Annotated in this window: 21 protein-coding genes; 17 read left to right on the top strand and 4 right to left on the bottom strand. The window is 45.2% G+C overall.

Annotated elements, in window-relative coordinates; all coding sequences use genetic code 11:
* Positions 1-11: 11 nt before the first annotated feature.
* The gene (locus AC0VYE_RS32540; RefSeq protein WP_475444925.1) at positions 12-3227 is read left to right on the top strand and encodes an MMPL family transporter; all 3216 of its coding nucleotides are present in this window, start codon (positions 12-14) and stop codon (positions 3225-3227) included.
* Between the two features lie 71 nt (positions 3228-3298).
* Here the strand turns inward: AC0VYE_RS32540 and AC0VYE_RS32535 are convergent, their stop codons facing one another.
* Positions 3299-3910: a PadR family transcriptional regulator gene (locus AC0VYE_RS32535; protein ID WP_475444924.1), complete on the bottom strand. Its 612-nt coding sequence runs from the start codon at positions 3908-3910 to the stop codon at positions 3299-3301.
* 196 nt (positions 3911-4106) lie between these two features.
* Here AC0VYE_RS32535 and AC0VYE_RS32530 point away from each other — a divergent pair, with 196 nt between their 5' ends.
* From AC0VYE_RS32530 to bcp, 5 genes are all read left to right on the top strand, one after another.
* On the top strand, positions 4107-5657 hold the full coding sequence (locus AC0VYE_RS32530; protein ID WP_076266308.1) for a helix-turn-helix domain-containing protein: 1551 nt from the start codon (positions 4107-4109) through the stop codon (positions 5655-5657).
* A 135-nt stretch (positions 5658-5792) separates the two neighbouring features.
* Positions 5793-7124 carry an ABC transporter substrate-binding protein gene (locus AC0VYE_RS32525; RefSeq protein ID WP_475444921.1) on the top strand — a complete coding sequence of 444 codons (1332 nt, stop codon included), beginning with the start codon at positions 5793-5795 and terminating at the stop codon, positions 7122-7124.
* Positions 7125-7346: 222 nt separating this feature from the next.
* Positions 7347-8405 (top strand): asparaginase, encoded by a 1059-nt coding sequence (locus tag AC0VYE_RS32520; protein ID WP_475444920.1) that lies wholly within the window; start codon positions 7347-7349, stop codon positions 8403-8405.
* 1 nt (position 8406) lies between these two features.
* A complete protein-coding gene (locus tag AC0VYE_RS32515) occupies positions 8407-9087 on the top strand; it encodes a VOC family protein (RefSeq protein WP_475444919.1) in 681 nt (226 codons plus the stop codon).
* Between the two features lie 14 nt (positions 9088-9101).
* The gene (bcp, locus tag AC0VYE_RS32510; RefSeq protein WP_339205449.1) at positions 9102-9572 is read left to right on the top strand and encodes a thioredoxin-dependent thiol peroxidase; all 471 of its coding nucleotides are present in this window, start codon (positions 9102-9104) and stop codon (positions 9570-9572) included.
* A 75-nt stretch (positions 9573-9647) separates the two neighbouring features.
* Here bcp and AC0VYE_RS32505 read toward each other — a convergent pair whose 3' ends face one another.
* Positions 9648-11510, bottom strand: coding sequence for an LTA synthase family protein (locus tag AC0VYE_RS32505; protein ID WP_076266304.1), 1863 nt, complete (start codon positions 11508-11510; stop codon positions 9648-9650).
* Positions 11511-11850: 340 nt separating this feature from the next.
* Here AC0VYE_RS32505 and AC0VYE_RS32500 point away from each other — a divergent pair, with 340 nt between their 5' ends.
* A complete protein-coding gene (locus tag AC0VYE_RS32500) occupies positions 11851-12747 on the top strand; it encodes a M15 family metallopeptidase (RefSeq protein WP_475444916.1) in 897 nt (298 codons plus the stop codon).
* Positions 12748-12840: 93 nt separating this feature from the next.
* Here AC0VYE_RS32500 and AC0VYE_RS32495 read toward each other — a convergent pair whose 3' ends face one another.
* Positions 12841-12996: a DUF1540 domain-containing protein gene (locus tag AC0VYE_RS32495; protein ID WP_076266302.1), complete on the bottom strand. Its 156-nt coding sequence runs from the start codon at positions 12994-12996 to the stop codon at positions 12841-12843.
* A gap of 73 nt (positions 12997-13069) precedes the next feature.
* On the opposite strand from AC0VYE_RS32495, the gene AC0VYE_RS32490 reads away from it, so the two are divergent.
* Positions 13070-14035 (top strand): nucleoside hydrolase, encoded by a 966-nt coding sequence (locus AC0VYE_RS32490; RefSeq protein WP_475444914.1) that lies wholly within the window; start codon positions 13070-13072, stop codon positions 14033-14035.
* Between the two features lie 163 nt (positions 14036-14198).
* Here the strand turns inward: AC0VYE_RS32490 and AC0VYE_RS32485 are convergent, their stop codons facing one another.
* Complete coding sequence (locus AC0VYE_RS32485; RefSeq protein ID WP_076266300.1) at positions 14199-15515, bottom strand: deoxyguanosinetriphosphate triphosphohydrolase family protein; 1317 nt, start codon at positions 15513-15515, stop codon at positions 14199-14201.
* A gap of 205 nt (positions 15516-15720) precedes the next feature.
* Here AC0VYE_RS32485 and cls point away from each other — a divergent pair, with 205 nt between their 5' ends.
* The 9 genes from cls (at position 15721) to AC0VYE_RS32440 (ending at position 26261) form a co-directional block, all read left to right on the top strand.
* Positions 15721-17169: a cardiolipin synthase gene (gene cls, locus AC0VYE_RS32480; RefSeq protein ID WP_076266299.1), complete on the top strand. Its 1449-nt coding sequence runs from the start codon at positions 15721-15723 to the stop codon at positions 17167-17169.
* Between the two features lie 1344 nt (positions 17170-18513).
* Entirely contained in the window at positions 18514-18909 is a 396-nt protein-coding gene (locus AC0VYE_RS32475) for a Fur family transcriptional regulator (protein WP_076266298.1), read from the top strand.
* The gene (locus tag AC0VYE_RS32470; RefSeq protein ID WP_475444911.1) at positions 18885-19718 is read left to right on the top strand and encodes a winged helix-turn-helix transcriptional regulator; all 834 of its coding nucleotides are present in this window, start codon (positions 18885-18887) and stop codon (positions 19716-19718) included. Before AC0VYE_RS32475 ends, AC0VYE_RS32470 begins: the two co-directional genes overlap by 25 nt.
* Before the next feature lie 169 nt (positions 19719-19887).
* Positions 19888-21342 carry a catalase gene (locus AC0VYE_RS32465; protein ID WP_475444909.1) on the top strand — a complete coding sequence of 485 codons (1455 nt, stop codon included), beginning with the start codon at positions 19888-19890 and terminating at the stop codon, positions 21340-21342.
* A gap of 1125 nt (positions 21343-22467) precedes the next feature.
* Positions 22468-23142 carry a DUF559 domain-containing protein gene (locus AC0VYE_RS32460; protein ID WP_475444908.1) on the top strand — a complete coding sequence of 225 codons (675 nt, stop codon included), beginning with the start codon at positions 22468-22470 and terminating at the stop codon, positions 23140-23142.
* A gap of 15 nt (positions 23143-23157) precedes the next feature.
* A complete protein-coding gene (locus AC0VYE_RS32455; RefSeq protein ID WP_475449799.1) occupies positions 23158-23379 on the top strand; it encodes a type IV toxin-antitoxin system AbiEi family antitoxin domain-containing protein in 222 nt (73 codons plus the stop codon).
* A gap of 262 nt (positions 23380-23641) precedes the next feature.
* Positions 23642-24124, top strand: coding sequence for a CcdC family protein (locus AC0VYE_RS32450; RefSeq protein ID WP_441874666.1), 483 nt, complete (start codon positions 23642-23644; stop codon positions 24122-24124).
* Positions 24125-24143: 19 nt separating this feature from the next.
* A complete protein-coding gene (locus AC0VYE_RS32445) occupies positions 24144-25487 on the top strand; it encodes a DUF2252 domain-containing protein (protein ID WP_475444906.1) in 1344 nt (447 codons plus the stop codon).
* A 228-nt stretch (positions 25488-25715) separates the two neighbouring features.
* The gene (locus AC0VYE_RS32440) at positions 25716-26261 is read left to right on the top strand and encodes a glutathione peroxidase (protein ID WP_076266295.1); all 546 of its coding nucleotides are present in this window, start codon (positions 25716-25718) and stop codon (positions 26259-26261) included.
* Positions 26262-26593: the final 332 nt, after the last annotated feature.

Here is a 26593-nt window from a genome sequence, read left to right as displayed (position 1 = left end):
GGGGAACAAAGATGAGAACCGTTTTGAAATTTAGATGGTTTGTTCTTATATTGTGGCTTGCTGCTGCCGTAGGCTTAATGCTCAGCGCGCCGAATATGGAAGAGCTTGTTCGTACGAAAGGGCAAATCAACGTGCCTGATGGATATTCTTCGTCAGTCGCCAGGGACTTGGAGAAATCGATTGGCGGAGGCGATAATGCAGGCGCCAGCAGCGGAATGCCTACCGTGCTTGTATTTCATAAGGATGGCGGTCTGAAGGACGCCGATTTAGCGGAAGTGAAGAGAGGAATCGATGAGCTGAAGAGCAAAGGCGAGGCTATCGGGGTTCTCTCCGTGACGACTCATTTTGATACCAAAGAGCTTGAGGAGCAAATGGTATCGAAGGATGGAAGCACCATCCTTGCGCTCGTTAATGTCGAGGCTGGCGACCGTGAGCTTGCTGAGCTGAGAGACGGTCTCTATGAGACGATTTCAGATGTGAAGGTAGAGCATTATTATACAGGAAACTGGCTTATTTCTGAGGATGTTGTGCAAAGCTCGCAGGAAGGGCTTAAGAAAACCGAGTTTATTACGCTTGGATTTATTTTAATTATTTTGTTTGTAGTATTCCGTTCTGCGATTGCGCCGCTCGTACCGCTAGTGGCCGTTGGATTTACTTATTTAATATCACAATCCGTTATTGCGTTTTTAGTCAAATATTTTGATTTTCCGCTTTCCAACTTCACGCAAATTTTCTTAGTTGCCGTATTATTTGGGATCGGCACAGACTATTGCATCCTGCTCATTAGCCGCTTCAAGGAAGAGTTGACGCATAGCGGCGGCGACAAGACAGAAGCGATTGTTCAAACTTACCGCACTGCGGGAAGAACCGTATTATTTTCTGGCTTAGCTGTGTTGGTGGGATTCTCTGCAATCGGATTCTCGACGTTTATGCTTTACCGCTCGGCAGTAGCCGTTGCAGTCGGGGTAGCGGTACTGCTTATCGCATTGTTTACGATCGTGCCGTTTTTTATGGCGGTGCTGGGTACAAAATTGTTTTGGCCGGCGAAAGGCTCGCTTGAGCATAAGCCGAGCAAGCTTTGGGGTACGGTGGGTAAGTTTTCACTAAAACGCCCTTTGTGGGCGCTCGTTATTTTGGCAGTAATTATCGTACCTTTCCTTACAGCGTATAAAGGTACAATTTCTTTTAACTCGCTGGATGAGATTGGCGATAAATATGACTCTGTTAAAGCGTTCAACATTATTGCGGATAGCTTTGGACCTGGTGATTCACTGCCTACTACCGTTGTGGTCAAAGCTGATAAACCGATGGACACACCTGAGGGGCTTGCTGTACTAGAGCAAATCAGCCGCGAGCTTGCGAATTCTGGAGGCATCAAGGCCGTTCGCAGTGCAACTCGTCCGACAGGTGATGTAATGGAGCAATTTCTCGTGGCAGATCAAGTAACAACCCTTGAGAGCGGACTTGGTCAAAGCGGCGAAGGCTTGGGCAAAATCGGTGATGGTCTCTCCGAGGCAAGCAGCGCGTTAAGCGAGAATAAGCCGAAATTAAATGAAGCTGTTGACGGCGCCGGTAAGCTCGTTAATGGTACGAATGAGCTGAAGGCTGGCATTGTACAGCTTGGCGCAGGTTTGAAGAAGATTCAGCAAGGGCTGCAGGATGGATCTGCAGGTGCGGGAGAACTTAGCGAGGGCTTGAAGCAGGCGCAGGCGAGTGCGGAGCAGCTGGCAGGCGCGAGCCGTAAATTGCTTAGCAGCTACGAACAGCTAGGCGGCGGTCTTGGTCAGCTTACAGGTGCATATAGCGCGATTGCATCGGAACAGGAGAAGCTAGCGAGCGGGTTATCCGGCGTACAGCAAAGCCTGACTTCACTTCAGGAAAGTCACCCAGAGCTGCAAACTGATGAGACTTTTAAACAAACGATGCTTGCTCTTGGAAATCTGCAGCAAGGAGCAGCAGGAATCAGCGGGCAGTTGTCTCAGCTTAATGAGCAGCTGACAGGCATTTCAGCGGGAATGACACAAGCAAATGCTGGTTTCTTGCAAGCAAGTGAAGGGCAAACGGCACTAGCTTCGGGTCTTGGCAAGCTGGCTGCAGGACTTGGAGAACTGCAAAAAGGAATTGAGCAGGCAGCCGCAGGCCAAGGTCAAATTGTATCGAAGCTGCCTGGTGTCACGCAGGGCTTTAATGAACTATCGGATGGTCAGAAGGAACTGCAGGCAGGGTTTGCATCGCTAAACGATCAGCTGGGCGAATTGACCGGCGGTTTGGATCAAAGCGTTGACGGCTTAACCAAGGTAACCGATGGACTCACATCCGCTGGCGGATATTTGAATAGTCTAGCGGAATCGCCGAATAAGCAAATGACGGGCTTTTATATTCCAGAGGAAGCCATTGCGAACAAGGAATTTCAAGCTGCCCTTAATGTGTATATGTCGGAGGATCGCCAAACGGCGAAGTTCGATGTCATATTTAAAGGCAATCCGTATGCACAGGAAACGATGGCGCAAATCGATGGACTGGAAGCAGCTGTTCACCGCGCGATTCAAAACACCGATTATAACGGATCACAGGTGGCTGTCGGCGGAGTAACGAGTATGAATAACGATTTGAGCAATATTTCAGCGTCGGATTATTCGCGTACGGTTATTCTCATGCTCATCGGCATTTCAATTATCCTTATCCTTTTGTTCCGCTCAATCGTCATGCCGCTATATATGATCGCATCGCTTCTCGTTACGTTCTATTCCTCGATGGCGATTGCAGAGGTCATATTCGTAAGGCTGCTTGGGCAGTCGGGAATTAGCTGGGCGGTTCCATTTTTCGGATTCGTCATGCTTGTCGCACTAGGAATTGATTATAGTATTTTCTTGATGGATCGCTTTAAAGAATACCGCCATCTGTCGCCTCAGGAAGCTATTTTGGAAGCGATGAAAAACATGGGTACGGTTATTATGTCTGCAGCCGTTATTCTAGGCGGGACATTCGCAGCGATGCTTCCTTCAGGCGTAATGTCACTTCTGCAAATTGCAACTATTGTGCTTTGTGGACTGTTCATCTATGCATTGTTGATGCTTCCATTATTCATTCCAGTTATGGTACGCACTTTCGGTCCTGCTAACTGGTGGCCGTTTATGGGACGCAAACAGGATGCTGAGCAAACGAATCGTTTGCATAGCGGTCAAACGCTTAAGGGTCATCATGTTTCACATGATTCAACTCACTAGTTAATAAAGCAGGGTTATCCAGGGTCTTTGGTGCATGACAAAGACCTATGCGATAACCCTTTTCTTGTTACTTAACGTCCGGCCATTTCGTATGGAACCATAGCTGCATTCGCATTTTGCACGGACCCATCGAGAAAGGCGCTGATTTGCTGCTGCTGCTCAGTTAACAGACGCTGCAGCTCTTCTGCTTGCTCTTTGCTCGCCGATGCTTCTTGTTCGGCGCGTGTTACCAGCTTAAGCAGATTAAAGGATTCAATCGATAATCCAAGCTTAATCCGAATTTTCTCATTCCGAAACGATTCGGCTTTTAGTGATGGGCTGCCGCCCTCGGCGTTATTATGTTTTGTTTTTTCAGGAAGCAGCTGCAATGCTGCACGACCTTGCTCGGTAATTTTATAGACTTTTTTGGCGTCATCCTCTAACTGAACGGAGACGAAGCCGGATCCCACAAGCATCTGAAGCGTGGGATAAATGGAGCCGGCACTGGGTACATAAAGGCCGCCAGACTGCTCCTCTAAAGCCTTCATCATCTGGTAGCCGTGCATTGGCTGGTCGACGAGGAGCTTCATAAGTGCAACCTTCACGCCGCCGCGGCCAAAATAACGCTTGCTGCTGCGCGGATTGACTTTAGGCTCTTGCTTGCTATGTTGATGATGCTCTTTGGAAACATCGTTAGTAGACATCTTCAAGTTAAGTCACCTCGATCTTTATGATAAGGAAAGCTTCTGTTTTTCATTGCTTGAGGGTGAAGTGAAACATAAGAGATCGCTCTTCAGCTGTCATTTGGAATAAGCTTACTCTACTTACAGCATTGACAATGATAATTATTATTATTTACAATTTATAAAATAATATTGTTTATTAAGGATGTGAGCGCGCATGTCGCAGCAACCGAATCAAACAAAGTACGGTGAAATGTTCTATATTGGCACGGAGGAAGTTAAGCTCCCGTCGCTGCAGCATATGCAGTTGAACAATCGTGAGGAGCAATGCTTTGCGTTTGTGCTTCAACATAAAATAAAGGTTTCCATTGTGAAGAAGGGGCAGCACACGACTAAAAAAGCCGTTGGCGGTGAGCTGTTTCTCATTCCGTCCCATTGTGAATGCACGCTGCTTAATGAGGGCAACCATCTAGCTGAAATCGTACTTATCCGCTTCCGAAGCGGTTCGACAGCAGCAGGCGCGGAGATGCTCCCTTACCGAGACAGTATGGGATTAAAACTGCTGAGGCTGCCGCAGGCGAGAAGCTGGCTTCAGGACTTTCAAAGCGACTGCGGTACTGATGATGTGGTTTTATACTATCAGCTGCAATCACAGCTTTATGCAATGGTTGCTGCGCTCATTCAGTCTGTCCAGCAGCCGAGAGAGACCGAAGCTGATTTAATTGGCTACGTCGAGCAAGCCAAGCAGTTTATGATTGAGCAGTTAAGCACACCGATGGATATGGAGGAGCTCGCAAGATCCTCAGGGGTGAGTACAAGCCGTTTTTATCAAGCCTTTCGCAGTTATACAGGACTTACACCGCTTAAATATATGACCAAGCTGAGGCTCGATGCTTCTATGCGCATGCTCTCGGGTACGTCCTCTTCCATCGTCGACGTAGCCCATTCCGTCGGCTATCCTGACGAGTACTATTTTAGCCGGCTGTTTAAGAAACATATGGGACTGGCTCCTACGGAATATGCTCAGCTTGCGAAGAAACGAGTAGCCACGCTTGTATCTGTGTTCGCGGGCGACCTATCAGCTATCGGCATGCCTACTTGCTTGTCCTTTATTCGGCTGAGCACTCATCAGCATGAGCGTGTGCTTCAGCAGCTGCGTGAAGCGGAGCCGGATCTCATATTGGCAGGTATGCTGGATGAGGAAATGTACGCGGCATGCTCGGCTATCGCTCCGGTTCTAATGCTCGATTGGAAGGCTTATTCCTGGAAGGAGCGGCTGCTTGAGATAAGCAATGCATTAGGCTTGTCCACCGTAGCAGAGCGCTGGTTATCCTATTATGAGATGAAGGTGCAAAACGCGCGTGAGCAGCTCAAAAATAGTCTAGGCGATGAGCCTATCTTAATTGTTCATGCCGGAAAAACGGGCTTTCGTATATTTGGCCCGCGTCGCCGCAAGATGAAGGATCTTTTTTATGACGATTTGCAAATGACCTATCCGAAGTCGGCACACCAGATCGGATTTCTTGATACGAGCTCACTAAGGGAGATCGCTGATTTGGGCTGCAGCAGCGTTCTCTTCCTCGTACCAGCGGAGGCTTCCCGTGATTATTGCAATCAGCTGGAGGAGGGCTGGCGCCGCTTGAGGGAAAAGGATGCGCGTAGAAGATGTATCTTTATCGGCTATCACGACCGGCTGAACTATAATCCGACCGTCCACGATGGGCTCATCGATGAGACAGTGAGGCATTTGATGAGTTACGCGCAATAAATGAGGGCGCTCGTTCGATTTTATCTGTGGTATTCTGCAAAAAAAAGAAGAGGTCAGCTGTATTGATTGAAGCGCATGTAGCCGATAAATAAAGTAATGGTTATGCATCATTACTTTTTGATCGGGAGGGAATTTATGAAGCTCACTCAAATGGGCAAAGCACTATACCCGCTCTCGTTAATTATCATGATATCTTTCATAAGCGGTTGTACGCTTAATCCAAATAGTCCGGAACCGCTTGAACAGACACCAGCTCCGAATAAGGTGACTTTAAAAATTGTTGAGAGTTTAATGACGCCGCTGCGGACAGTGGAATTAGACAAATTAATCGAACAATTTGAACGCGACAATCCAACCATTGAGATTGTGAGAGTGACGTCAGAATACGAGACCGCTGATCAGACGATCTTGACGATGCTGGAGCAGAACCAAGCGATTGATATTGTTGAGGTGCGGGACGTTACGGTACATCAGCTTGCGGAAAGTGGTCTGATAACCAGCTTGGAAAGTTATATTTCATCATGGAGCAACTATATGCTGCTTAACAATAATGCAAAGCTGATGTCTAGAGATGCAGGCGATGTTGCTTATTATATTCCGAGCAGTCTTTATCAAGTGCAGCTTTATTATCGCAAGGATTGGTTCGATGCCAAGGCGCTGCAAGTGCCAGAAACATGGGAGCAGCTCTTCTTTGTCGGCAAGCAATTGACGAAGCCGATGGAGAGGATATACGGCTTTTCCTTTCGCGGAGGGAGTGGTGCCGTTAATACGTTGTCTTCAGTCGTTCAGGACTATAACGGAGAGAATGTCGATATAAGCGATTCCATGTTTAATACGGATGGCTCGACGATATTCTCAGGCAAGCGGGCAGCAGAGGCTGTTGAGCTTTACAAGAAGATTTATACAGAGATCTCAGATCCTGCGTCCATAGATTGGGGCTTTAATGAACAGGTTCAAGCGTTTGTGAACGGCAATGCGGCCTTGCTTATCCAAGACTCAGACGTGATAGAGATGATTAAGGAAAAGCTGGAGAGCAGCCAGTGGGCAACAGCCCCTTTGCCTACAGGGCCTGATGGGATCTCCCATTACAACGTTGGCGCAGCCGGCTGGGGGATTGCTTCCCAGTCTAAGCATAAGGATGAGGCTTGGAAGTTCATTTCCTATTTGTCTTCGATTGAGAACAATCGTGCCTTTACTGATGCCTCAGGCGCTATATCCATCTATAACAATACAATTGAAGAGGAAAAGTATTCTACAGGGCCGTATGCTCCTTATATGTTGATGGCAAATGACCCTGATCGGTTTCAGGGCGTAAGAAAACCGAGCTATTATAAAAATTATAGTCAATTTTTTCAAATGGGAACGGATTTAGGTCGACAACATTTGATGAATGTCATTTCTACGGAGGAATTGCTTAAGCAATTCGATGATTTTTGGCGGAAGCAAGGAAAGCAGGAGCGAGATTAAATGAATGGAGGATGCTAAAGGCATGTTAGTTGCAAATGCCCAGCACCTCCTTTTTTAATTGGATGAATAGGCGATATGATCTCGTATGAAGCGAGTTGCACAGGGCAACATGTAAGGATAGCGCTTGTGCCTTGACCAGAGTGCAGAGCCGCATATACGATAGTAGAAGTTATCTTTTTTTATCGCTGGATAGCGATTGCAAGACAATAAGGAGGAACATTTGTGAAGCAGTTATTGGTTGTTTTTACAGGCGGGACCATTGGAAGCAAAAAGCAGGGAAACGGCATCGATGTTAATGACGCGGGATCTTATTCGCTTATAGATGATTATATCAACAGTGCTGAGCAGCGCGATGATGTTAGAATTGATGCGATACAGCCGCTTAACTTGTTAAGTGAAAATATGACGACCGAGGATTGGATCGCGCTTGCAGAGGCTGTCCATGGAATAGATACCGAATCGTATGCAGGCATAGTCATCACCCATGGATCGGATACGCTGGCATATAGCGCAGCGATGATCGGTTATTTGTTCGCAGATACAAAAATTCCAATTGTGCTGACCGCCAGCAATTACCCGGTTGCCGATGAAAGAAGCAATGGGCGCCGTAATTTTGCAAATGCAATCGATTTTGTAGTGGATGCACAGCTTCCGGGCGTATTTGTCGTTTACGAGGATGACAAAGGGGATGCACTTGTTTACTTAGCTACTAGAGTTACGCAAGCGATGTCCTTTACGGATCAATTCGGCAGCCCCTATGGCGTGCCGTACGGAAAGATGGCAGACCGAGTGTTCAACTGGCTGGAGCATGAGAGAAATCCAAGACCGGAAGCGCTGAGTACCAAGCCTAAAGCGTCGTTTGCATGGGAGCCGGCTACTCTTAAGCTCGATTCCAGCATCGTCTATATTCGTCCATATCCGGGCTTGAACTATTCGCTGTATGATTTTAGAACGATTCGGCCGAAGGCGATCCTCCATGATTTGCATCATTCGGGTACAGCAAGCGCAATAGAAGCAGGGCCGTACTCTCTTCCTGCGTTTATTGCAAACTGTAAAAAGCTTGGCATCGATGTATACATATGTCCGATCCGAGATCGTTCGGCAGCCCTATATTCGTCGTCGCTGCGCCTTATTGAAGCGGGTGCCATTGTCATTGAGAAGCTGTCGGTTGAGGCTGCAATAACTAAGCTCATGCTCGCATATGGTTTATACGATGATAAAGCACAGGCAAAAGCTTTCGTAACGGAAAGTGTTTTATATCACGAACATAATGAGGTGTAAAATGATTATAGAAAAGCTGGTGCTTTTGACAGAAAAAGCAGCAAGCATTTTGCCCTTTTATAGGGATGTGCTGGCATTGCCGGTTATTCGCTCTGAGAAGGACAGCTTTACCGTTCAGGCAGGCTGGAGCGAGCTGACTTTCCAAGAGACAGGTGATCAAGCTGCTGAAGCGTATTGTTATCATTTCGCTTTTACGATTCCAGAGAATAAGCTCGAGGAAGCAAAAAAGTGGATCGAAGCGCTTGTTCCAATTGGTACGGAGGCAGGTCAGGATGTGTCGTATAGTGAATCATGGAACTCGCATTCTGTTTATTTTGAAGACCCGTCGGGTAATATTTTAGAGCTGATTGCTCGCCATACGATGGATAACGGTGTTGAGCGTCCCTTTGACCCGCAGCAAGACATTCTCTGTATCAGTGAAATTGGCATAACGACCAGTGACGTTCCTACAGCAGTCGATCAATTTGCAGAGCTTGGCATTATGACCTATAGGACGCGCAATGACAATTTCAATCCAATCGGCGATGATAATGGTATATTTATAGTGGTTGGAAAAGGAAGACGCTGGCATTTTACGAACAAAACCGCAGAGAGCTTCCCAGTTCATGTGACCGTGCGCGGGCTGGGTGAGCTGTACTTGGTGGAAGGCGAGCAAGGCTTGTTGATTGAAAATAAAAAGTAGAGGAGCATTCAACGATGGGAGAACATTTAAAAGTAGGGGATCAGGTCCCGAATTTTAAGCTGCAAGCATCCAATGGCAAAGAAGTTGAGCTTGCAGATTACTCAGGCAAGAAGCTCGTTATTTATTTTTATCCGCGCGACATGACGCCTGGCTGTACGACTGAATCATGCGACTTCCGTGACTTTAACGGCGAATTCGGCACGAACAACACGGAGGTAATCGGAATCAGCCCAGATGATCTTGCATCTCATGAGCAATTCGTAGACAAGCATGAGCTGCCATTCCTATTGCTGTCTGACACCGAGCATACGGTTTCGGAGCTGTTCGGCGTATGGAAGCTGCGGAGCTGGAACGGTGAGGAATTTATGGGTATCGAGCGCTCGACTTTCCTGCTTGATGAACAGGGCAAGCTTGTTAAGGAATGGCGCAGCGTAAGCGTGGATGGACATGTGAAGGAAGTACTTGAAGCGGTAAAAAGCAGCTAGCTTTGTCATTTGCGTAAAAGAAGGCTCCTCTCGAAGCGTGATATTCGCTTCAAGGGGAGCCTTTTAGTTTTTTTATTATTTGGTTTTCCAAGAAGGCAATTGGCTAACATAGCTGTCAGATAAGTTGAGGAGCTCTAATGCACGCTGATACTCATCTTCTGTCGCAGCCTGCTCCGTAATGCCGTCTCCGGCTAAGGAATAGTGCTTGCCGTCCTCATATCCGCTGCCTGACATGAATAGCTCTTTGCTGCTTAAGAATGAGCCGGTCGGGAGATAATAACGTTGTGGCAATACGTTATACGACTGATTAAACAAGTCTTGGCCGAAGTGGATATGATCATCCAAGGAAATGCCAAGCATGTTCGCGATCGTAGGCAATACGTCAACTTGACCGCCAAGCTGATCGAATACTTTGCCTTCTGTTACGCCTGTCGATGCAACAACGAGCGGAATGTTGATCATATCGGTGTAGCTATATTCATGACCATAAATTTCAGCCATAAGCGCTTTGTCATCACGATCCAGCGAGTACACTGGAAGGCCGAGATGGTCACCGTATAACAAGATTAAGCTGTTGTCCCAAATGCCGCGTTCCTTCAAATCTGCAATGAATTCGCCAAGTGCAAAGTCAGCGTAGTTTTGTGCGCGGATATAATCACCAACAAAAGTTTTCTCATAACGCTCAGGGAGCGTCATTTTGTATTTGTCAGCAGGAATGGTGAATGGGTGATGTGATGTCATCGAAATAACATGGGAATAAAATGGTTTGCCATTCTCGCTCATGCGTGACATTTCAGCAGCTGTTTTCTTGTAAAGCTGCTCATCGGAAGCACCAAAAAATACGGTATCTTCATCTCCAAAAAACTTCTGATCGTAGTAACGGTCGAAACCAAGCGCTTTGTAAAGCTCGCCGCGATTCCAGAATTCAACAACATTCGTATGGAACGTAGTTGTGTCATAGCCGTTTGCTTTCAGCAGTTTCGGCAAGCTAGGAAGCTCTTTGTCGGCATAAATCATCGTTGCCGCGCCGCGTGGCGGAATATAGAAAGACGTGTTTACGACGAATTCCGCATCGGATGTATTGCCTTGGCCGACCTGCTGATAGAAATGCTTGAAGTAATAGTTTTCGTTGACCAGCTTATTAATGTTAGGCGTAATCTCTTTTCCGTCAATCTTCAAGTTGACGAGGAAGTTTTGAAATGATTCCATTTGAATAATGATGACGTTTTTGCCTGCTGCTGTTTTCCACAGCTGCGGAGCGCCAGGTGTTTCGATCTTTTTGACGGAATCGATTTTTTCTTGCGTAATATGGTTTGGATCAACAAAGTCAATCGTTTTGTTCTTGAAAATCATATAAGCCTCGTAATTGAGTATGCCCATTTGCTCCGCTTTGACGATCTCATTCATGCTGGCGCGGTTAGGCAAAATGTTGAACAAGCAAAGCGCGATTGAAATACTGAACAAGGCAAGGACAAGTCGTTTGCTTTCCTTAACGGAGCTTTGTTTCTTCCAATTCACGGCTTTCTTAGGTCTAAACAACAGCACAGCCATAATGATAATGTCGATAAAGATGAGCAAGTAGTAAGGGTCCATCAGTGAAAATACGCTATTTTTTACCGCGGTGACTTGGTTTACCTGCTCTAGAGCGAGATAGGTTACAATTACACCGTAATACTTGTAATACATAATGACGGCAAATAATATGAGTGTCATTACTAGATTTGCTATTAAATAGTAAATAAGTTTACGTTTCGAAGCGAACCACTCTATGAGACAATAAACAATGAGGACAAACGGAATTTCTTTTAAAATAGTAGTCCACGAAAAACCATCCTCGAAAATGACCATCCAAGCCAGATAGCTTTTGAGAAGCATGATAAATGAAAAGAAAAGGATGGGACGAGTGCTTAATAATCGTTTTGGAGTTAAAAATGTCATATAACCGCCTACCTTTCACAGCAAAAACTGGCCATCTCACAGAGGCAGCCAGGCCGCTAATCATAATATACGTTCGTTCTGTAAATTCTTATCCATTATGCTCCTAATTATAGTCGAATGTCAAAAGGCAAAAGGCTCCTCCATGTCCAATCATAATTTATTGTAAATAACACATTTATAAGGATTTTTGATTATTCCTATTCATTACAACATTTCCAAGCTATTAGATTGAAACATTATTGCTGATTTAGTAGTCTATTAATTAGATGCTATTAGACAAACCATGATTACAAGTATAATTACATGAAATATATGTAAAAAATTATGTTGGAGGCTTATCATGAAAAAAAGAAGAAGAAGGCTGCTGCTGTTTATTATTGTATGCGCAGGAATGGTGTTTGGTTACTCTTTATTTAATAAGGATGAGACAACCACGATTCCGCCAAAGCAAGCTTCCGCTGATGGTTCCACTAACGGCGGGGAAGTGTCGGGCAGCATAGGTTCTGAGCCTACGGATAAGCCGAGCGGCGGAACTCCAACAGATGGACAGCCAACAGCTACGGATAAGCCCGGTTCAAGCAATAACGGTAATGGAGGCAAGGGCTCGGGCACAGGAAAAGCAGAGCAGACTGAGGATGGAATGGTCGTTATTGCCAAACCAGAGGATATCGCGGTGCTTGTGAATAAGCAGCACAAGCTTCCGGAGGAATACAATCCCACGGATTTAGTTTATCCTGACGTTCGGTTTATATTTGCTGAGAAAATTGAAAAACGCATGATGAGACAGGATGCAGCTACAGCGCTTGAGAAGCTGTTTGCAGCCGCTGAGGAAGACAACATCCAATTGGCCGGTGTATCCGCTTATCGTTCGCATAAGACGCAAACAACGCTCTTTGATCGCTATGTGAAGAGGGATGGACTAGAAAAGGCAAGAACTTATAGCGCTCTACCTGGTACAAGCGAGCATGAAACGGGACTAGCGATCGATGTGTCGGGTAGTGACGGCAAGTGTGCGGCTGCCGATTGTTTTGCAGATACAAAGGAAGCGCAGTGGCTTGAGAAGTATGCGCATGAGTACGGATTTATCATTCGTTACTTGGAAGGCAAAGAAAAGATTACAGGCTATCAATATGAGCCTTGGCATTTGCGGTATGTAGGTGTGGATGTAGCTACTGAGATGGCGAAGAGCGGAGAAGTGCTGGAAGAGTATTTTGACGCGGTTCCTGTCACAAAATAAGATGCAATAGCGCAGCGCAAGCTGTATTCGGACAAGCCTTATTGCTCATAAAGGATAGTCGCTTGCGCTGCTTACTATTGGTAATGCCCTTCGTTAGATCTTTGCTTCAAACGTTTTGCAATCTGTTTCTTCGGAGTTGCTTGCTTGCTTGCCGCGATTGCTGACCACATAAATAGAAGAGGCGCCGCAGTGATTACCTGCTGCCCAGAACTTGCATGAATTCACTTCGCACAGTACATCCTTAGCCATTGACAATTCACCTCCTCTCTATATAGGATGGACAAACGATATATCGTTTTATACTCAGGAAGGATGGATAGATATGGGAGTTAAGCTTTATTTTAATCATGACGCCGGTGTAGACGACCTGGTATCGCTTTTTCTTCTTTTGCAAATGAAAGATGTTGAACTGCTTGGAGTATCCGTTATTCCAGCCGACGGCTATTTGGAGCCTGGCATCAAAGCCAGCAGCAAAATCATTGACCGCTTTGGCGACCCTGTCAAAAATAAATCGCTTGAAGTGGCTAGATCAAATTCACGCGGTGTAAACCCATTCCCTGCTGAATGGCGCATGCATACGTTTTTTGTGGACGCGCTGCCTATTTTGAATGAATCGGGAACGATTAACACGAAAGTATCTGCGCTGCCAGCGCATCAACATATGATTGAACAGCTTCGCAAATCGGATGAGAAGGTGACATTGCTGTTTACAGGTCCGCTTACTGACCTAGCAAGAGCGCTGGATGAAGCTCCGGATGTGGAAGCGAAGATTGAGAAGCTTGTATGGATGGGCGGCACGTTTAATGAGAAGGGCAATGTTCAAGAGCCTGAGCATGACGGAACCGCAGAATGGAATGCCTTCTGGGATCCTGAATCTATGCACCGCGTATGGGCAAGCAGCATTCCGATTTTGCTTGTTGCGCTTGAGAGCACGAACAAAGTACCTCTTACGATGGATGTACGCAACCGCTGGGCATCGCTTCGCAAGCATGAGGGACTAGATTTTGTAGGTCAATGTTATGCTGCATGTCCTCCACTTGTTTATATGGAGACGAACTCGACATATTATTTGTGGGATGTGCTTACGACAGCTGTTGTCGGCAATCCGGATCTCGTGGAAATTAAGACGGTACACAGCGGCGTGATTAAGGATGGACCTAGCCAAGGCCGTACGGTGGAAGTGGAAGGCGGTCGCCCGGTCAGCCTTGTGTATGATGTTGATCCTGTTCGATTCTTCGATTATATTACTGACCTTTCTGCAAGTGCGGTTAGCTACAATGTCAAGTAAGACTAAACCATAACAAAAAGCGCAGCTTTGAATGAGTTACACTCATCCAAAGCTGCGCTTTTTTTAAAATATAAGAAAGTATATTATTTTCTCATACTTATCTTATATTTCACCGTCTAAGCTGCTTCAGCGCCAGAAGGACGCCGAAGGCGTTTTAGCTTGTTTAATCCATTTCATAAATCGAACCTGATTTGCTGGCATAAAGCTCGGCGTACACCTTCTCGGCGTAAGCATCGGTCATACCCGAAATATAATCCGCAACAAATCGCGGCCAGCTCCATTTGTTCTTATGGATCTCGTAATTTTCTATCCAGTCTGGCGGTATGATAAGGCGACCAGATTCTTGAACCTTGAAGCTGTCCCATAACCGTCTTATCATAATTTCACTGCGCATTTGCAAGCGCTGAACACGGAAATCCTTAATGAGGGTTACCCATGCAAGCTTCTTCAAAATCTCCATTGTGCGGAGCAACTCGATATCCTGTTGCCCATTGTTGACGAACGTGACCTTTTTCCAGCTGCGCGATGTATCGTCTATAATGCCGACTTTGCCTGCAAACAAGCTGACCCAGCGCGCTTTCATCTCCCGCCTTGTGCGCGAGGCTTCGCGATCACAGCTTGCATACAGCTCCTGCCACTGCTCGAAATAGGAGACGAGTACACGCTTCACCATCGCAGGGATATCGACCTCACCCCAGCCGATTCCGGTGTTGCCTTTATCCTCGACAATTTCCTGAACAACATGGTCGATAAGTCTGCTGTCTTCGAAGAAAGTACGGTTCATTTGGATTTTACCAGCACGTATGCCGTCTTCGATGTCATGTGTGGAATAAGCGATGTCATCACATAAATCCATGAGCTGTGCTTCCAAAGTTGAGCAGCCTTCTGGAATTTTCCATAAATGGCGTAGCTGTTCAATCTCTCCCCACTCGGTGCTGTAAAGCCCTTTTAGACGGCCAGGCTCACTGAGACTAAAAGGGTATTTATTAATAGCAAGCAAGACAGCTGCAGTTAAATCAAGGCCGCTTCCGCTTCCTGCCCTTTTCTCTAAAAACATCAATATTCGAAAATTTTGCGCATTGCCCTCGTATGGTATGCCATACTCCTCCATGAGCAAATGGTTGAGCACTTCTTCACCTTTATGTCCAAAAGGAGGATGACCCAAATCATGCGCGATCGCGGCAATCTCGACGACAGCGGGATCTAATATGAGCCCCGGATGCTCCTTGCGTGCAAGGAAATCATATTGTTTGCCTAACTTGCGAGCAACCTCGCGTGCAATCTGCGACACTTCGAGAGAGTGAGTTAGCCTTGTTCTATAGTAATCGCCCGTACCTGCGCCAAATACTTGTGATTTACCTTGCAGGCGGCGAAAGGCGGGAGATTGAATGAGTCTCGCATAATCTCGTTCATACTCATCTCGCTCCTCGCTTAAAGTACCGAGCGCTTTCTCGTCCAATCTAAGCTTGCGTATGTCCATCGTAAGTCCTCCAGTGCCGTTTATGCGGGTATTATTGAAATATATTAGCTCATCTAGTACATGTTGTAGATAGGTTTTTTTACGTCTTAAATTAGGAAAAATGCTTTGTTGCTTGAATTGTAGCATATAATGAGGCTTGAACATACACCGTGCTTGGAGTATGATCGCATTAGCTTTAACATAAAACTGAGGTGCTATAATACGGATGGTCATAATGCAAAATGCATCTGCAATTATTATGCTGCTAAACATTTTTTTGGCGATTACGGTTATCTTTCTAGAGAGGCGCAGCGCAAGTACGACTTGGGCATGGCTGATGATTCTTTTTTTCATCCCCGTTTTCGGCTTTGTTTTGTATTTAATATTAGGGCAGAAGGTACGTAAAAGAAAGCTGTATAAGCTGTTGGGCGATAGTCAGCGCATTATCGAGCATACGGTCGAGAGGCAAATGCGCCAGCTGCGAGAAGATGAAATTGTATATAATGATCCAGCGATGCGAAGTTATCAAGACATGATCTATATGAGTCTGAAAACGAGCTACGCGGTATATACGAGCAATAATGCGGTTGAGATCTACACGGAGGGCAATCAGAAGTTTGATGCTCTGCTTAAAGATATAGAATCAGCCCAGCATCATATTCATCTCGTTTATTATATCGTCCGAGACGATGAGCTTGGCAGAAGATTAGTTAAGGCGCTGGCAGCGAAAGCGGCGGAGGGCGTAGAAGTCAAGTTTTTGTACGATCATATAGGAAGCTCAAGCTTGCCGAAGCGTTATTTCGCGGAGTTGATTGCAGCAGGCGGCAGGGAAGCGGCGTTTTTCCCATCGCGCATTCCTTATTTGAATTTAAAAATCAATTATCGCAATCACCGCAAGCTCGTTATCGTTGACGGACAAGTCGGTTATATCGGCGGCTTCAACATCGGGGACGAATATTTAGGATTAAACGAGCATTTCGGCGAATGGCGGGATACACATCTTAGAGTTCGCGGCAATGCCGTGCTGCAGATGCAGGCGCAGTTTCTGATGGATTGGAATTTAGCGGCTTCCGGTCGAATTGAGCTTAACGAGCTGTATTTCCCAATTATGAGCGATGATACGGGAACGATTGGCATGCAGCTTGTAGCGAGTGGTCCGGATACGCAATATCAGCAAATTAAAAATGGCTATATCAAAATGATTTATTCGGCTCGGAAAACAATCAGCTTGCAAACGCCATATTTTGTACCGGATGAAAGCTTGATGACCGCGCTGAAGATCGCTGCCCTGTCCGGGGTAGATGTACGTATTATGCTGCCGAGCAAGCCGGATCATTTCTTTGTATATTGGGCAACTCATTCTTATTTGGGAGAACTTCTCGCAGGCGGAGTGAAATGTTATATGTACGAGAAAGGGTTTCTTCATGCAAAAACGCTTGTCATCGACGGCAAGGTGGCGTCCGTTGGAACAGCCAATGTCGATATTCGCAGCTTTAAGCTTAATTTCGAGATGAATGCGTTTATCTATGATACGCAGACATCGGCAAAGCTGCAACGTATTTTTGAAGAAGATGTCAAACATTGCACGCAATTAACGGAACAAGTTTATGCTAATCGTCCAATCATCAATCGATTGAAAGAATCGATTTCCAGGCTGCTTAGTCCAATCTTATAGACGCGACATCAGTCAAATTCAATAGACGTGACATGAGTCTAATCCAATAGACGCAAATCAGTCCGATCCTATAGACGCACATAAGAAGGGCTTCTGCTTATCTAAGATAACCAGAAGCCCTTCACGTGCTTGGTAGAGAACTATTCAATTTATTCTAACGCTCCAATCCGCTGTTTGCCTCTTCTTCGTCCTTTCGAATTTGTTACAAACCCTATCGACTTCGATCCTAATTTTATTGACCTCGATCAACTTCCTTTCGATTTGTTTCAAATCCTTGTTGCTTGTAAGTACTTCTCATCCAAATGGTCGACTACATCCGTCTTCGCTATTGTCCCAGCATGTCCGGCAGTGATTGAATGCTCCTTCCCGAGATTATGAGACATGCATCGCTAACCTACTTCAATGGGCTATCCCCTCTCGTTTAAGATAGGCTTAGTATACACCTTTATTTGAATTTTGTAAATATTCAGATTATTTAATTCGACAAAAAAATTTGTGTTGATTTTTTAGGTGTGATTTTGCGTGTGGGGTGGGGCGGGTTTGCATCTTAAGGTAGTATAAGCTGCTGCTGTTTATGGTGAATGGAAGTAGGCGGGATGGTGGTGGACGCAGAAATGGTTGCTTATGGTGAATGTAGGTTAGGCGGGAGTGTGAAGGATCGGATTAATGGTGGATGGAGCGCGGGTCGGTTGGTAATGGACGTAGAGGTTTGAGTAAAGGTGACGGGATGCTGACTAAATTGCGATAGACGTAGGAGTTGAAGTAATGGTGTTCGAAACTTGTGAATTACAGTCTGGATGGTGATGGATGCAAAGTTGCTGTTTGAGGTGTATCAAGTTCAGGGTGAACGCTGGCGGGTAATAGTAGAAATCAATGTTCTGTCGCGATTGGAGCTCAAGCTGTGTTGTAACGGGCGTAGAAGTCGAAGTAATTGTGAGTGGAGTTCATGCTTGCCTCTAACGAACTCAGAAGTCGTTATTATAATGATTTAGGCATAATCTGAATTTTAACGAACTTAGAGAGCGCTATATGCTCAAAAATGAGTTAAATCATTGATATTTGAGGCTAATAGGGTTATCTGAGTTCGTTACGTTTGTAAGTGTGTGGAATTGAAGCAAATAAGACTTCTGGAGTTCGTTGCAACTTTTCGCGAGGTGCTTTTGTAGATAGCGTGTGGCTTCTGTGTAAAGTTAATGAACTTCCATTTTGTTTCGTCTAGTATTGGTTGTGGCTTTGAGCCGCCTTTTGGAATAAGGAGGATAAAGGAAAGCTCATGAGGTTGACCGTTTTCGACCTTAAATTTATACTTAGTCTAAAATCAGTAGTAAAAGGAATGATCTTTTTATGAATAAAATTAACTTAACGATACAGCGCAAGGCCATCTTTGAAGTTGTGCAGCAAGCCCATGATCACCCGACGGCGGCCGATGTCATTGAACGGCTTCGGGGCAAAGGCTTCAACTTCGCTTACGGCACCGTGTACAACTCATTGCGTTATTTGACAGACGTGGGTCTCATTAGAGAATTAAAGCTTGGAGAAACGGTTAGCCGCTATGATGCTCGGACGGATGAACATCAGCATATTGTGTGTACTGTATGCGGTCGTGTGGATGAAGTATTGACCGACTTGCCGAGTGAGTGGATGGAGAAGGTGGCTTTGGAGACGAAATACAAGATCGAGCATGTGCAAGTTGTATTAGAGGGGGTTTGTGATCAATGCGCGACGAAACAACCACAATAAACAACGATTATTTGAACGAGGGGATGCCACTCGACCAGAATGCTGCCTCAGCCACTGGCTATTCAGAGGAAGAGCTGCTGCAAAATGGGATGCTTTGCTCGATCACGAAGCGGGTCATGATTATTAGTCCGTTCCCAGAGAGGGTCAAAAGCCTGCTCGTCGCGCTTTCATCCGAATGCTTTGATGTGTTTTCACTGCATGATTTCAATAAAAGCATGCTCCAAAGCTTGCAGCCGGAGCTGCTCGTATTTGATGCGATTCCTGTAGCTCAAGCTGCCGCGAGCCATACGCTGCAAGCAGGAGCAGAACTGGTAGAAGCGGCTGAGCTGCATGCGGTTCCTGTCCTCATTTTAATGGATCAAAAATCGTATGATAGCCGTGAAACTTTTGCCCTTGGCGCATCTGAGCTGCTAGTTTGGCCGGCTAAACCTGAGCAAGCGATAAAACAAATCAACCGTATGCTTTTGAATAAACCAGCAGCAGCTGCGAAGGCAGATAGCGACATTCGTGTGTTTAAGGATATTGCAGTTGACCTCAAAAAAATGACCGTTGATCGAGCGGGGCAGCGAATTGAGCTTACGAAGACGGAATATGATTTGCTTCTGCATTTCATGACATCGGACGGCTCCGTTCTAACGCGTGAATCTTTGCTCGATACCGTTTGGGGGCTGCATTTCTATGGAGGCAGCAACTTGGTGGATGCTCATATTAAGAGCTTGCGCAAAAAACTAAAGGATAGCGCCGTAGCGCCAAAATATATAGTTACCGTGCGTGGTGTAGGTTACCGGATAGCGGATATCCGCGACTAAGGAGTATGTGCATCATTTTAGGTAATGAATTTCACCAGCATGCTGCGGTTCATGAAATATTCATTTTTCATTCATTAGGCTTTCATGACAGTTGAGCCTTGATTCGATAAGATTGTTTTATGGATTTAGATCAAGTCTAAATATATAAAATGATCGATGAGGTGCTATCATGGAAAACTATATGACAACGAACCAAGGCACGCCGGTTGACGATAATCAAAACTCGCGCACAGCGGGGCAGCGTGGACCAACACTAATAGAGGATTACCATTTGCTTGAGAAGCTTGCGCATTTTGATCGGGAGCGTATTCCAGAGCGCGTCGTGCATGCCCGTGGAGCAGGCGCACATGGAGTATTTCGTACGGAAGTTAGTATGAAGGATCACACGAAGGCTCTTTTTATGCAGGAGCCGGGAGTAGAGACGCCTGTATTTGTACGCTTTTCAACGGTTATTAACGGAACAGGCTCGCCGGAGACGGCGCGCGACCCACGCGGCTTTGCGGTAAAGTTTTATACGCAGGAAGGAAACTATGATCTTGTTGGAAACCATTTGCCGGTATTTTTCATTCGAGATGCGATGAAATTTCCTGATATGGTGCATTCCCTCAAGCCGGCGCCGAATACGAATGTCCAAGAGCCTGCGCGCTACTGGGATTTCATGACGCTCTCCCCAGAATCGACGCATATGCTCACTTGGTTGTTCTCCGATGACGGAACGCCTGCTACTTATCGTGAAATGGACGGATTCGGCGTTCATGCCTTCAAGTGGATTAATGATGATGGTAAGCCGACCTATGTTAAATACCATTGGAAGTCGCTGCAAGGAGTACGAAACTTTACAGCAGCGGAAGCTAGCGTGATGCAAGGCAAAGACTTTAACCATGCGACTCGTGATTTACATGATGCGATTGAACTCGGCAACTTCCCAGAATGGGAGCTTCATGTGCAGCTTATGCCTGTCGATCATGTGGAACGGTATTCGTTTGATCCGCTAGATCCAACGAAGGTTTGGCCGGAGGATATGTATCCGTTGCAAAAGGTAGGCAAAATGACGTTGAATCGCAACCCAGTTAACTATTTTGCTGAGGTTGAGCAATCGGCTTTCTCGCCAAGCACACTTGTACCAGGAATCGAGCCATCGGAGGATAAATTGCTGCAAGGCCGACTGTTCTCTTATCCGGATACTCAGCGCTACCGCCTTGGAGCGAACTACCTGCATATTCCGGTAAATTGTCCGTATGCACCTGTTCGCAACTATCAACGAGATGGTGCAATGACAATGCATGCAAATCCTTCTCCAGTGAATTACGAACCTAATAGCTCATCAGAGAGTCCGAAGGAAGCAAAGGCTTATGCTGATTCTTACGCACCTCTTCAGGGACAGGCTGCCCGCCAAAAAATCGATAAAACTGACGATTTCACTCAAGCGGGCGAACGCTATCGCTCACTGCCTGAAGAACAACAAGCAAACCTAATCGCCAATTTGACGGGTGAGCTGGAGCAAACCAATGATGATATAAGACTCCGCGCCATCTGCAACTTCTTCCGGGCTGATCGCGAATTAGGCATGAAGCTTTCGCAAGAACTGGGCGTTGATATCCGCAAGTTTGTACCGCAGAGCTAATTCAGAAGCAAATGGGAACATGATGACAGAAGCACGCTGAATATGCGTGTTTCTGGGTTTCCCATCTACATATTCTTAAATCCACTAGAAGCCATGAGTAAGCGTAAAAGCAACGTCCAGCTGTGAGAAATCACAATTGGTCAAATCAAACTTTAAAAGATATCCCGTTCAAGACGAACGATTTAACCAAGAATGAAGAAACTTTTAACCACCTAGTACTCTACTCAACAATCTACGAACTATTGAACCCACGTATCGACGAACCCACGAACCCGAGAACTGATGAACCGTTGTATTGACGAACCCACGAACCCACGAACCCACGAACCCACGAACCCACGAACCCACGAACCCACGAACAAACTAACCTATTCTTCCAATATCAACTAACACTAACAGGAAAACCTCCGGCTAATTATGTTAATCCAGCTGATTTTGCTCACTTAGAAGGAATATCTCCCGTTAATTTGTTGGATATTAGCAAATTCAGCTGAGATGGACAGTATTAACAGGAGAAATTCCTCTTAAATTAATATTTTCCGTAAAAAAGTGTGAATTAGCGGTAGAAATTCCAGTTAAGCTGCTTTTCTTTGAGGAGACAAGTTATGGAGGCAAGTAGGTTACATTTCTTATGCGAAGGATATGTTCATTTTAACCAAATCACTCAACATCAATTAACTCTAACAGGAAAACCTCCATCTAATTTTACTAATTCGGCTGATTTTAGTCATTTAGAAGGAAAGCCTCCCGTTAATTTGTTGGATATCAGCAAATTCCGCTGAAATGAACTAAATTAACAGGAGAAATTCCTGTTAAATTATTATTTTCCGTAAAAAGGGTGAAATAGCGGTACATACTCCAGCTAAGTTACTTTTCTTTTGAGGAGACAAGTTGAAGAAGCAATTTAGTTGCGTTTCATGCCAACTGATCGTTTATATGAGGTGGATAAGGTTGGACTTTCAGGCAACGGATAAGTTTGATATAACGCTAAAAAGAATGCAAGAACAACACTATTCTTATTATTCCAGATATCTTATAATCAAAGGCAAGAGACGAAGAACGTCCCGTTACCACTCACTCTTGAGTGGTGACGGGACGTTTTCTATTTTTCAGAGAGGATGATTGATGGTGACTTATGAGGAGGCGCATCACACATTTATTCAATACCATTTAGATAAAAGGGCAGGGGAACGTCGCGGCAGACTGGAAAGAGGGCATGGACAGGCGGAATCGAAATTTTTGCGTAACGTCTGGTGGCCTCTCTGTGGAGATTTTCGAAATCTGCATCCCGAGTATGAAGTGATGGATTGGCGTGGCAGATCCTATTTTGCTGATTTTGCTTGGCTCTCGGGTACCGTAAAGCTCATTATTGAGATCAAAGGATTTGCATCTCATGTTAGAGACATGGATAGGCAAAAATATTGCCATGAACTAAACCGCGAAACCTTTTTGCATGCGATGGGTTACCCGGTCATCTCATTTGCTTACGATGATGTTGAGAAAAACCCTGTGGTATGTATGACTATGCTTAAAATGGTGATGAGCAGGTACCAGGCTAGGCGAGCACCAATAACACGAATTCAACTAGCAGAGAAAGAAATTATACGGCTTGCAGTTCAACAGGCTCGTTTGATCAGGCCGAAGGATGTGGAGCGTCATTTTGGTATTGATCATAAAACAGCAGTAAATTTATTGAAAAAGTTATGCTCAAAAGGAGGGCTTATCCCTCTTTATCGTGGCAATCGACAACGAGTCGTAGGGTATGAGCTCGCTCATGATTTTATTAATTTTCTGGACTAATAGTTCAATTTATTAATTGAACTTATAGAGAAAGAAATTATACGGCTTGCTGTTCAACAAGCTCGTTTGATCAGGCCGAGGGATGTGGAGCGTCATTTTGGTATTGATCATAAAACAGCAGTAAATTTATTGAAAAAGTTATGCTCAAAAGGAGGGCTTATCCCTCTTTATCGTGGCAATCGACAACGAGTCGTAGGGTATGAGCTCCCTCATGATTTTGTTAACTTTCTGAATTAATGGTTCGCCTCGTTATTACTGCGAGTTTCTTTCTTACATCGCAGCTTCCATGAAGCTAGATGAAAATGAGGAACTTTTGGATCAGAGGAAAACCCTCCATAGACGATCACAGGTTTAAAAAAATAGCGTATGTTTGCGATGTTTATGGTTTTGAAGTACGATGGAATAAAGAGTAATTTATTGCTGCCTTGTAAAGGATTAAGAGCATTTTCGCGATTATAAAAATAGGGCATCCACACCATGAAAACGGGGGTAATTAGCGGTGCTGCTGTCAACGCAAGCGATTCAAGTTGGTTCCATCGTCATATCAGCTCTGGCCGGTCTTACACTTATTGTCCTGCGTATGCGCGCTGGTAAACGGCCGACCTCATTGCGCAAAATCATCATACCGCCGTTAGGCATGGCAACAGGCTTCGTCATGTTTGCATTTTCCCAGACGCATATTCCATGGTTTTGGGGGTTAGCCGCTTTTTTGACAGGCATGCTGATCTTTGCTTTCCCACTAATCGTCACGACCCGTTTGGAACGCGTGAAGTCGGAAATCTATGTAAGACGATCTAAGGCGTTTGTATTTATTATGCTGACGCTATTCATAATCAGGCTTTCTCTACATAGTGTCGTAGAGCAATATATGTCGATTCCGCAAACCGGGGCGGTTTTCTATTTGCTCGCTTTTGGCATGATTCTACCATGGCGCTTGGCTATGATTAGTGATTATATGAGACTGCAAAAAGTAGAAATGTAAGTTGAATGGGGGAGAATGTATGGATTCGAAGCTGACAGAACGAGTGAAGCTGACCCAGAGCAAACTTAGAAGACGGACACTATCTGCGATTTTTCAAGAATTTGATCAAAAAATAATGAAGCTTGAGCGCGGCAAACGTGAAGAAAAGTATCTTAAAATGTCGGAAACGCCATTTTCTTTTTTTCGCGGCAGCGCTTATTTGTTTTATTTTGACGCATCACGAATTTGGTTTCCCTATCATACGCCAGAGGGGCGTCCCACTTGGGTTCAAGGCGATCTGCACTTTGAGAATTTTGGTGCTTTCCGCAATGAGCAAGGTACGCTCGTCTATGATGTGAATGATTTTGACGAAGGTTATCTGGGCTCGTATTTGTATGATTTGATGCGAATGTCGGTAAGTATAGCGCTCGTCGGCAGGCTTAAAGGACAAACCCATGCTAATCAGGTTAGCGCGGTTGAAGCTTATCTACAGGCCTATTCCAAGCAGATGCGCCGATTCGCAAAAGGCAAGGATGATCCTGGCACTTATGTGATTGATATTGAGCGTGCGGAAGGTCCCGTCAAGAAGCTGCTCAAAAAACTGCAAAAACGCAAGGATCAGCACTTCCTCGAAAAGGTTACGGCGCTCGTACAGGAGCATAGGCAGTTTGCAACGACAGATGAAATTGTATCTCCGACTGACGACGAACGTGAGGCTTTATTGCAAGCATGGCCGATGTATTTAGATACCGTCAAAGCCGATGACTCAGAAGAATTGCGTCATTTTCAGGTAAAGGATATTGCAGTGAAGCATGGCTCAGGTACAGCATCTATTGGGCTCGATAGATACTATGTACTGATTGAAGCAGGCGAAGATGCACAAGGCGAGGACGATATCGTGCTTGAGGTAAAGGAAGTGCGCGTTCCAGTTCCAGCTTATTTTATGCCTTATGATGAGACATTTTGGTCTATGTTTGAGCATCAGGGACAGCGCGTCACCATGACTCAGAGAGCGATGCACCATGAGGCGGACCCGTATCTTGGATGGTTATCCATTGGAGAGCGGCAGTTTTATGTGCGTGAGCGATCACCATATAAGAAGCGGCTTAAGCTAGAAGCGCTTGATACGGCTGGAGATTTGCTGTCGGTTACGACGAGCATGGGCAGGCTGACTGCAAAAATGCATGCGAGGGCGGATGCCGATGTAGCGCAAGGTATTCTAGCGTATCACAGTGAGATTGAGATTGTGAAGGCGATGGGCAATGACGAGGATGCTTTTTGCACGTCAATTGCCAATTGGGCGCTTTCCTACGCAGATCAAGTGGAGCAGGATTATGCTTTGTTCACGGAATGGCTGGGTGGTAGAAAGAAGCAATTGCAATGATAAATAATGGGACTGCACTTCGGTGCAGTCTTTTTTTGCATAGCAGCTATAAAAAACGCAGGGGATTATATATAGCGCTGGATTATCGACTTTATAACCATGCTTCGCTTTTCCTATATAGGCTTTAGGTTTGACATTCATTTGTTTCGCATGGTATTCTATGTAATAATTAAATTGTGTACAATTTAATTTATTATAACTCACATATTTTAGAGGAGGCAATAAACAATGAGCATTTACTCACATGAGTTGCAAAGCATTAATGGTAAACAACAAAGCATGGAACAATATAAAGGTAAGGTGCTAATTGTCGTCAACACAGCAAGCAAATGCGGCTTTACACCACAATACGCGGATTTGCAAAAACTATATGAACAGTATAAAGATCAAGGTCTTGAGATTCTTGGTTTTCCAAGTAATCAATTTGGCGAGCAGGAGCCGGGTGCAAACTCTGATGTTCAAAGCTTTTGCCAGTTGAACTATGGAGTGACATTCCCTCTTTTTGAGAAAACCGATGTACGGGACGAAACCGCTCATCCTCTTTTCAAGCAGCTAACGGAAGATGCACCTTTCCAAGGTTTTGACACAAGCAACCCTAGCGGTAAAATGCTCAATGCTTTCCTTTCGGAGAAGCTGCCTCATTACCTCGAAGGCAACTCAGTCAAATGGAACTTTACTAAATTTCTAATTGACCGTGAAGGCAATGTCGTAAAACGGTTCGAATCGACCGATGAACCTTCCGAAATGAAGGCTAATATCGAGCAGCTGCTATAGTGCTCCCTCACTTAAAAATGAAATACATGCGGCTTCCGGGCGAAAAAAAGCCCATTTAATGGTTGTTTTAGTCGTTTTGTAGGTAAGACTAGCGTCTAATGACGAATAGCTTCCTTATAACCATACATTCTTCGATATGGAGGTCTATACTTCGACCTTTGGAAGTGAATGTAGAACTTACTTCTATATACTTGAACCGGATGGTTCATAGAAGTGATATCGAATAAAGTAGGATCATTATGGACAACGAGATGTGCGAGGCTTGATCAATATGCTATCGCAATGCCGTAAAATCAACGAGGAATTGCTGAGGCTTTGATAGAGTGAACAAC

Source organism: Pristimantibacillus sp. Z349TD_6 (assembly GCF_056173205.1).
This window is presented reverse-complemented; position numbering and strand designations above follow the sequence as displayed.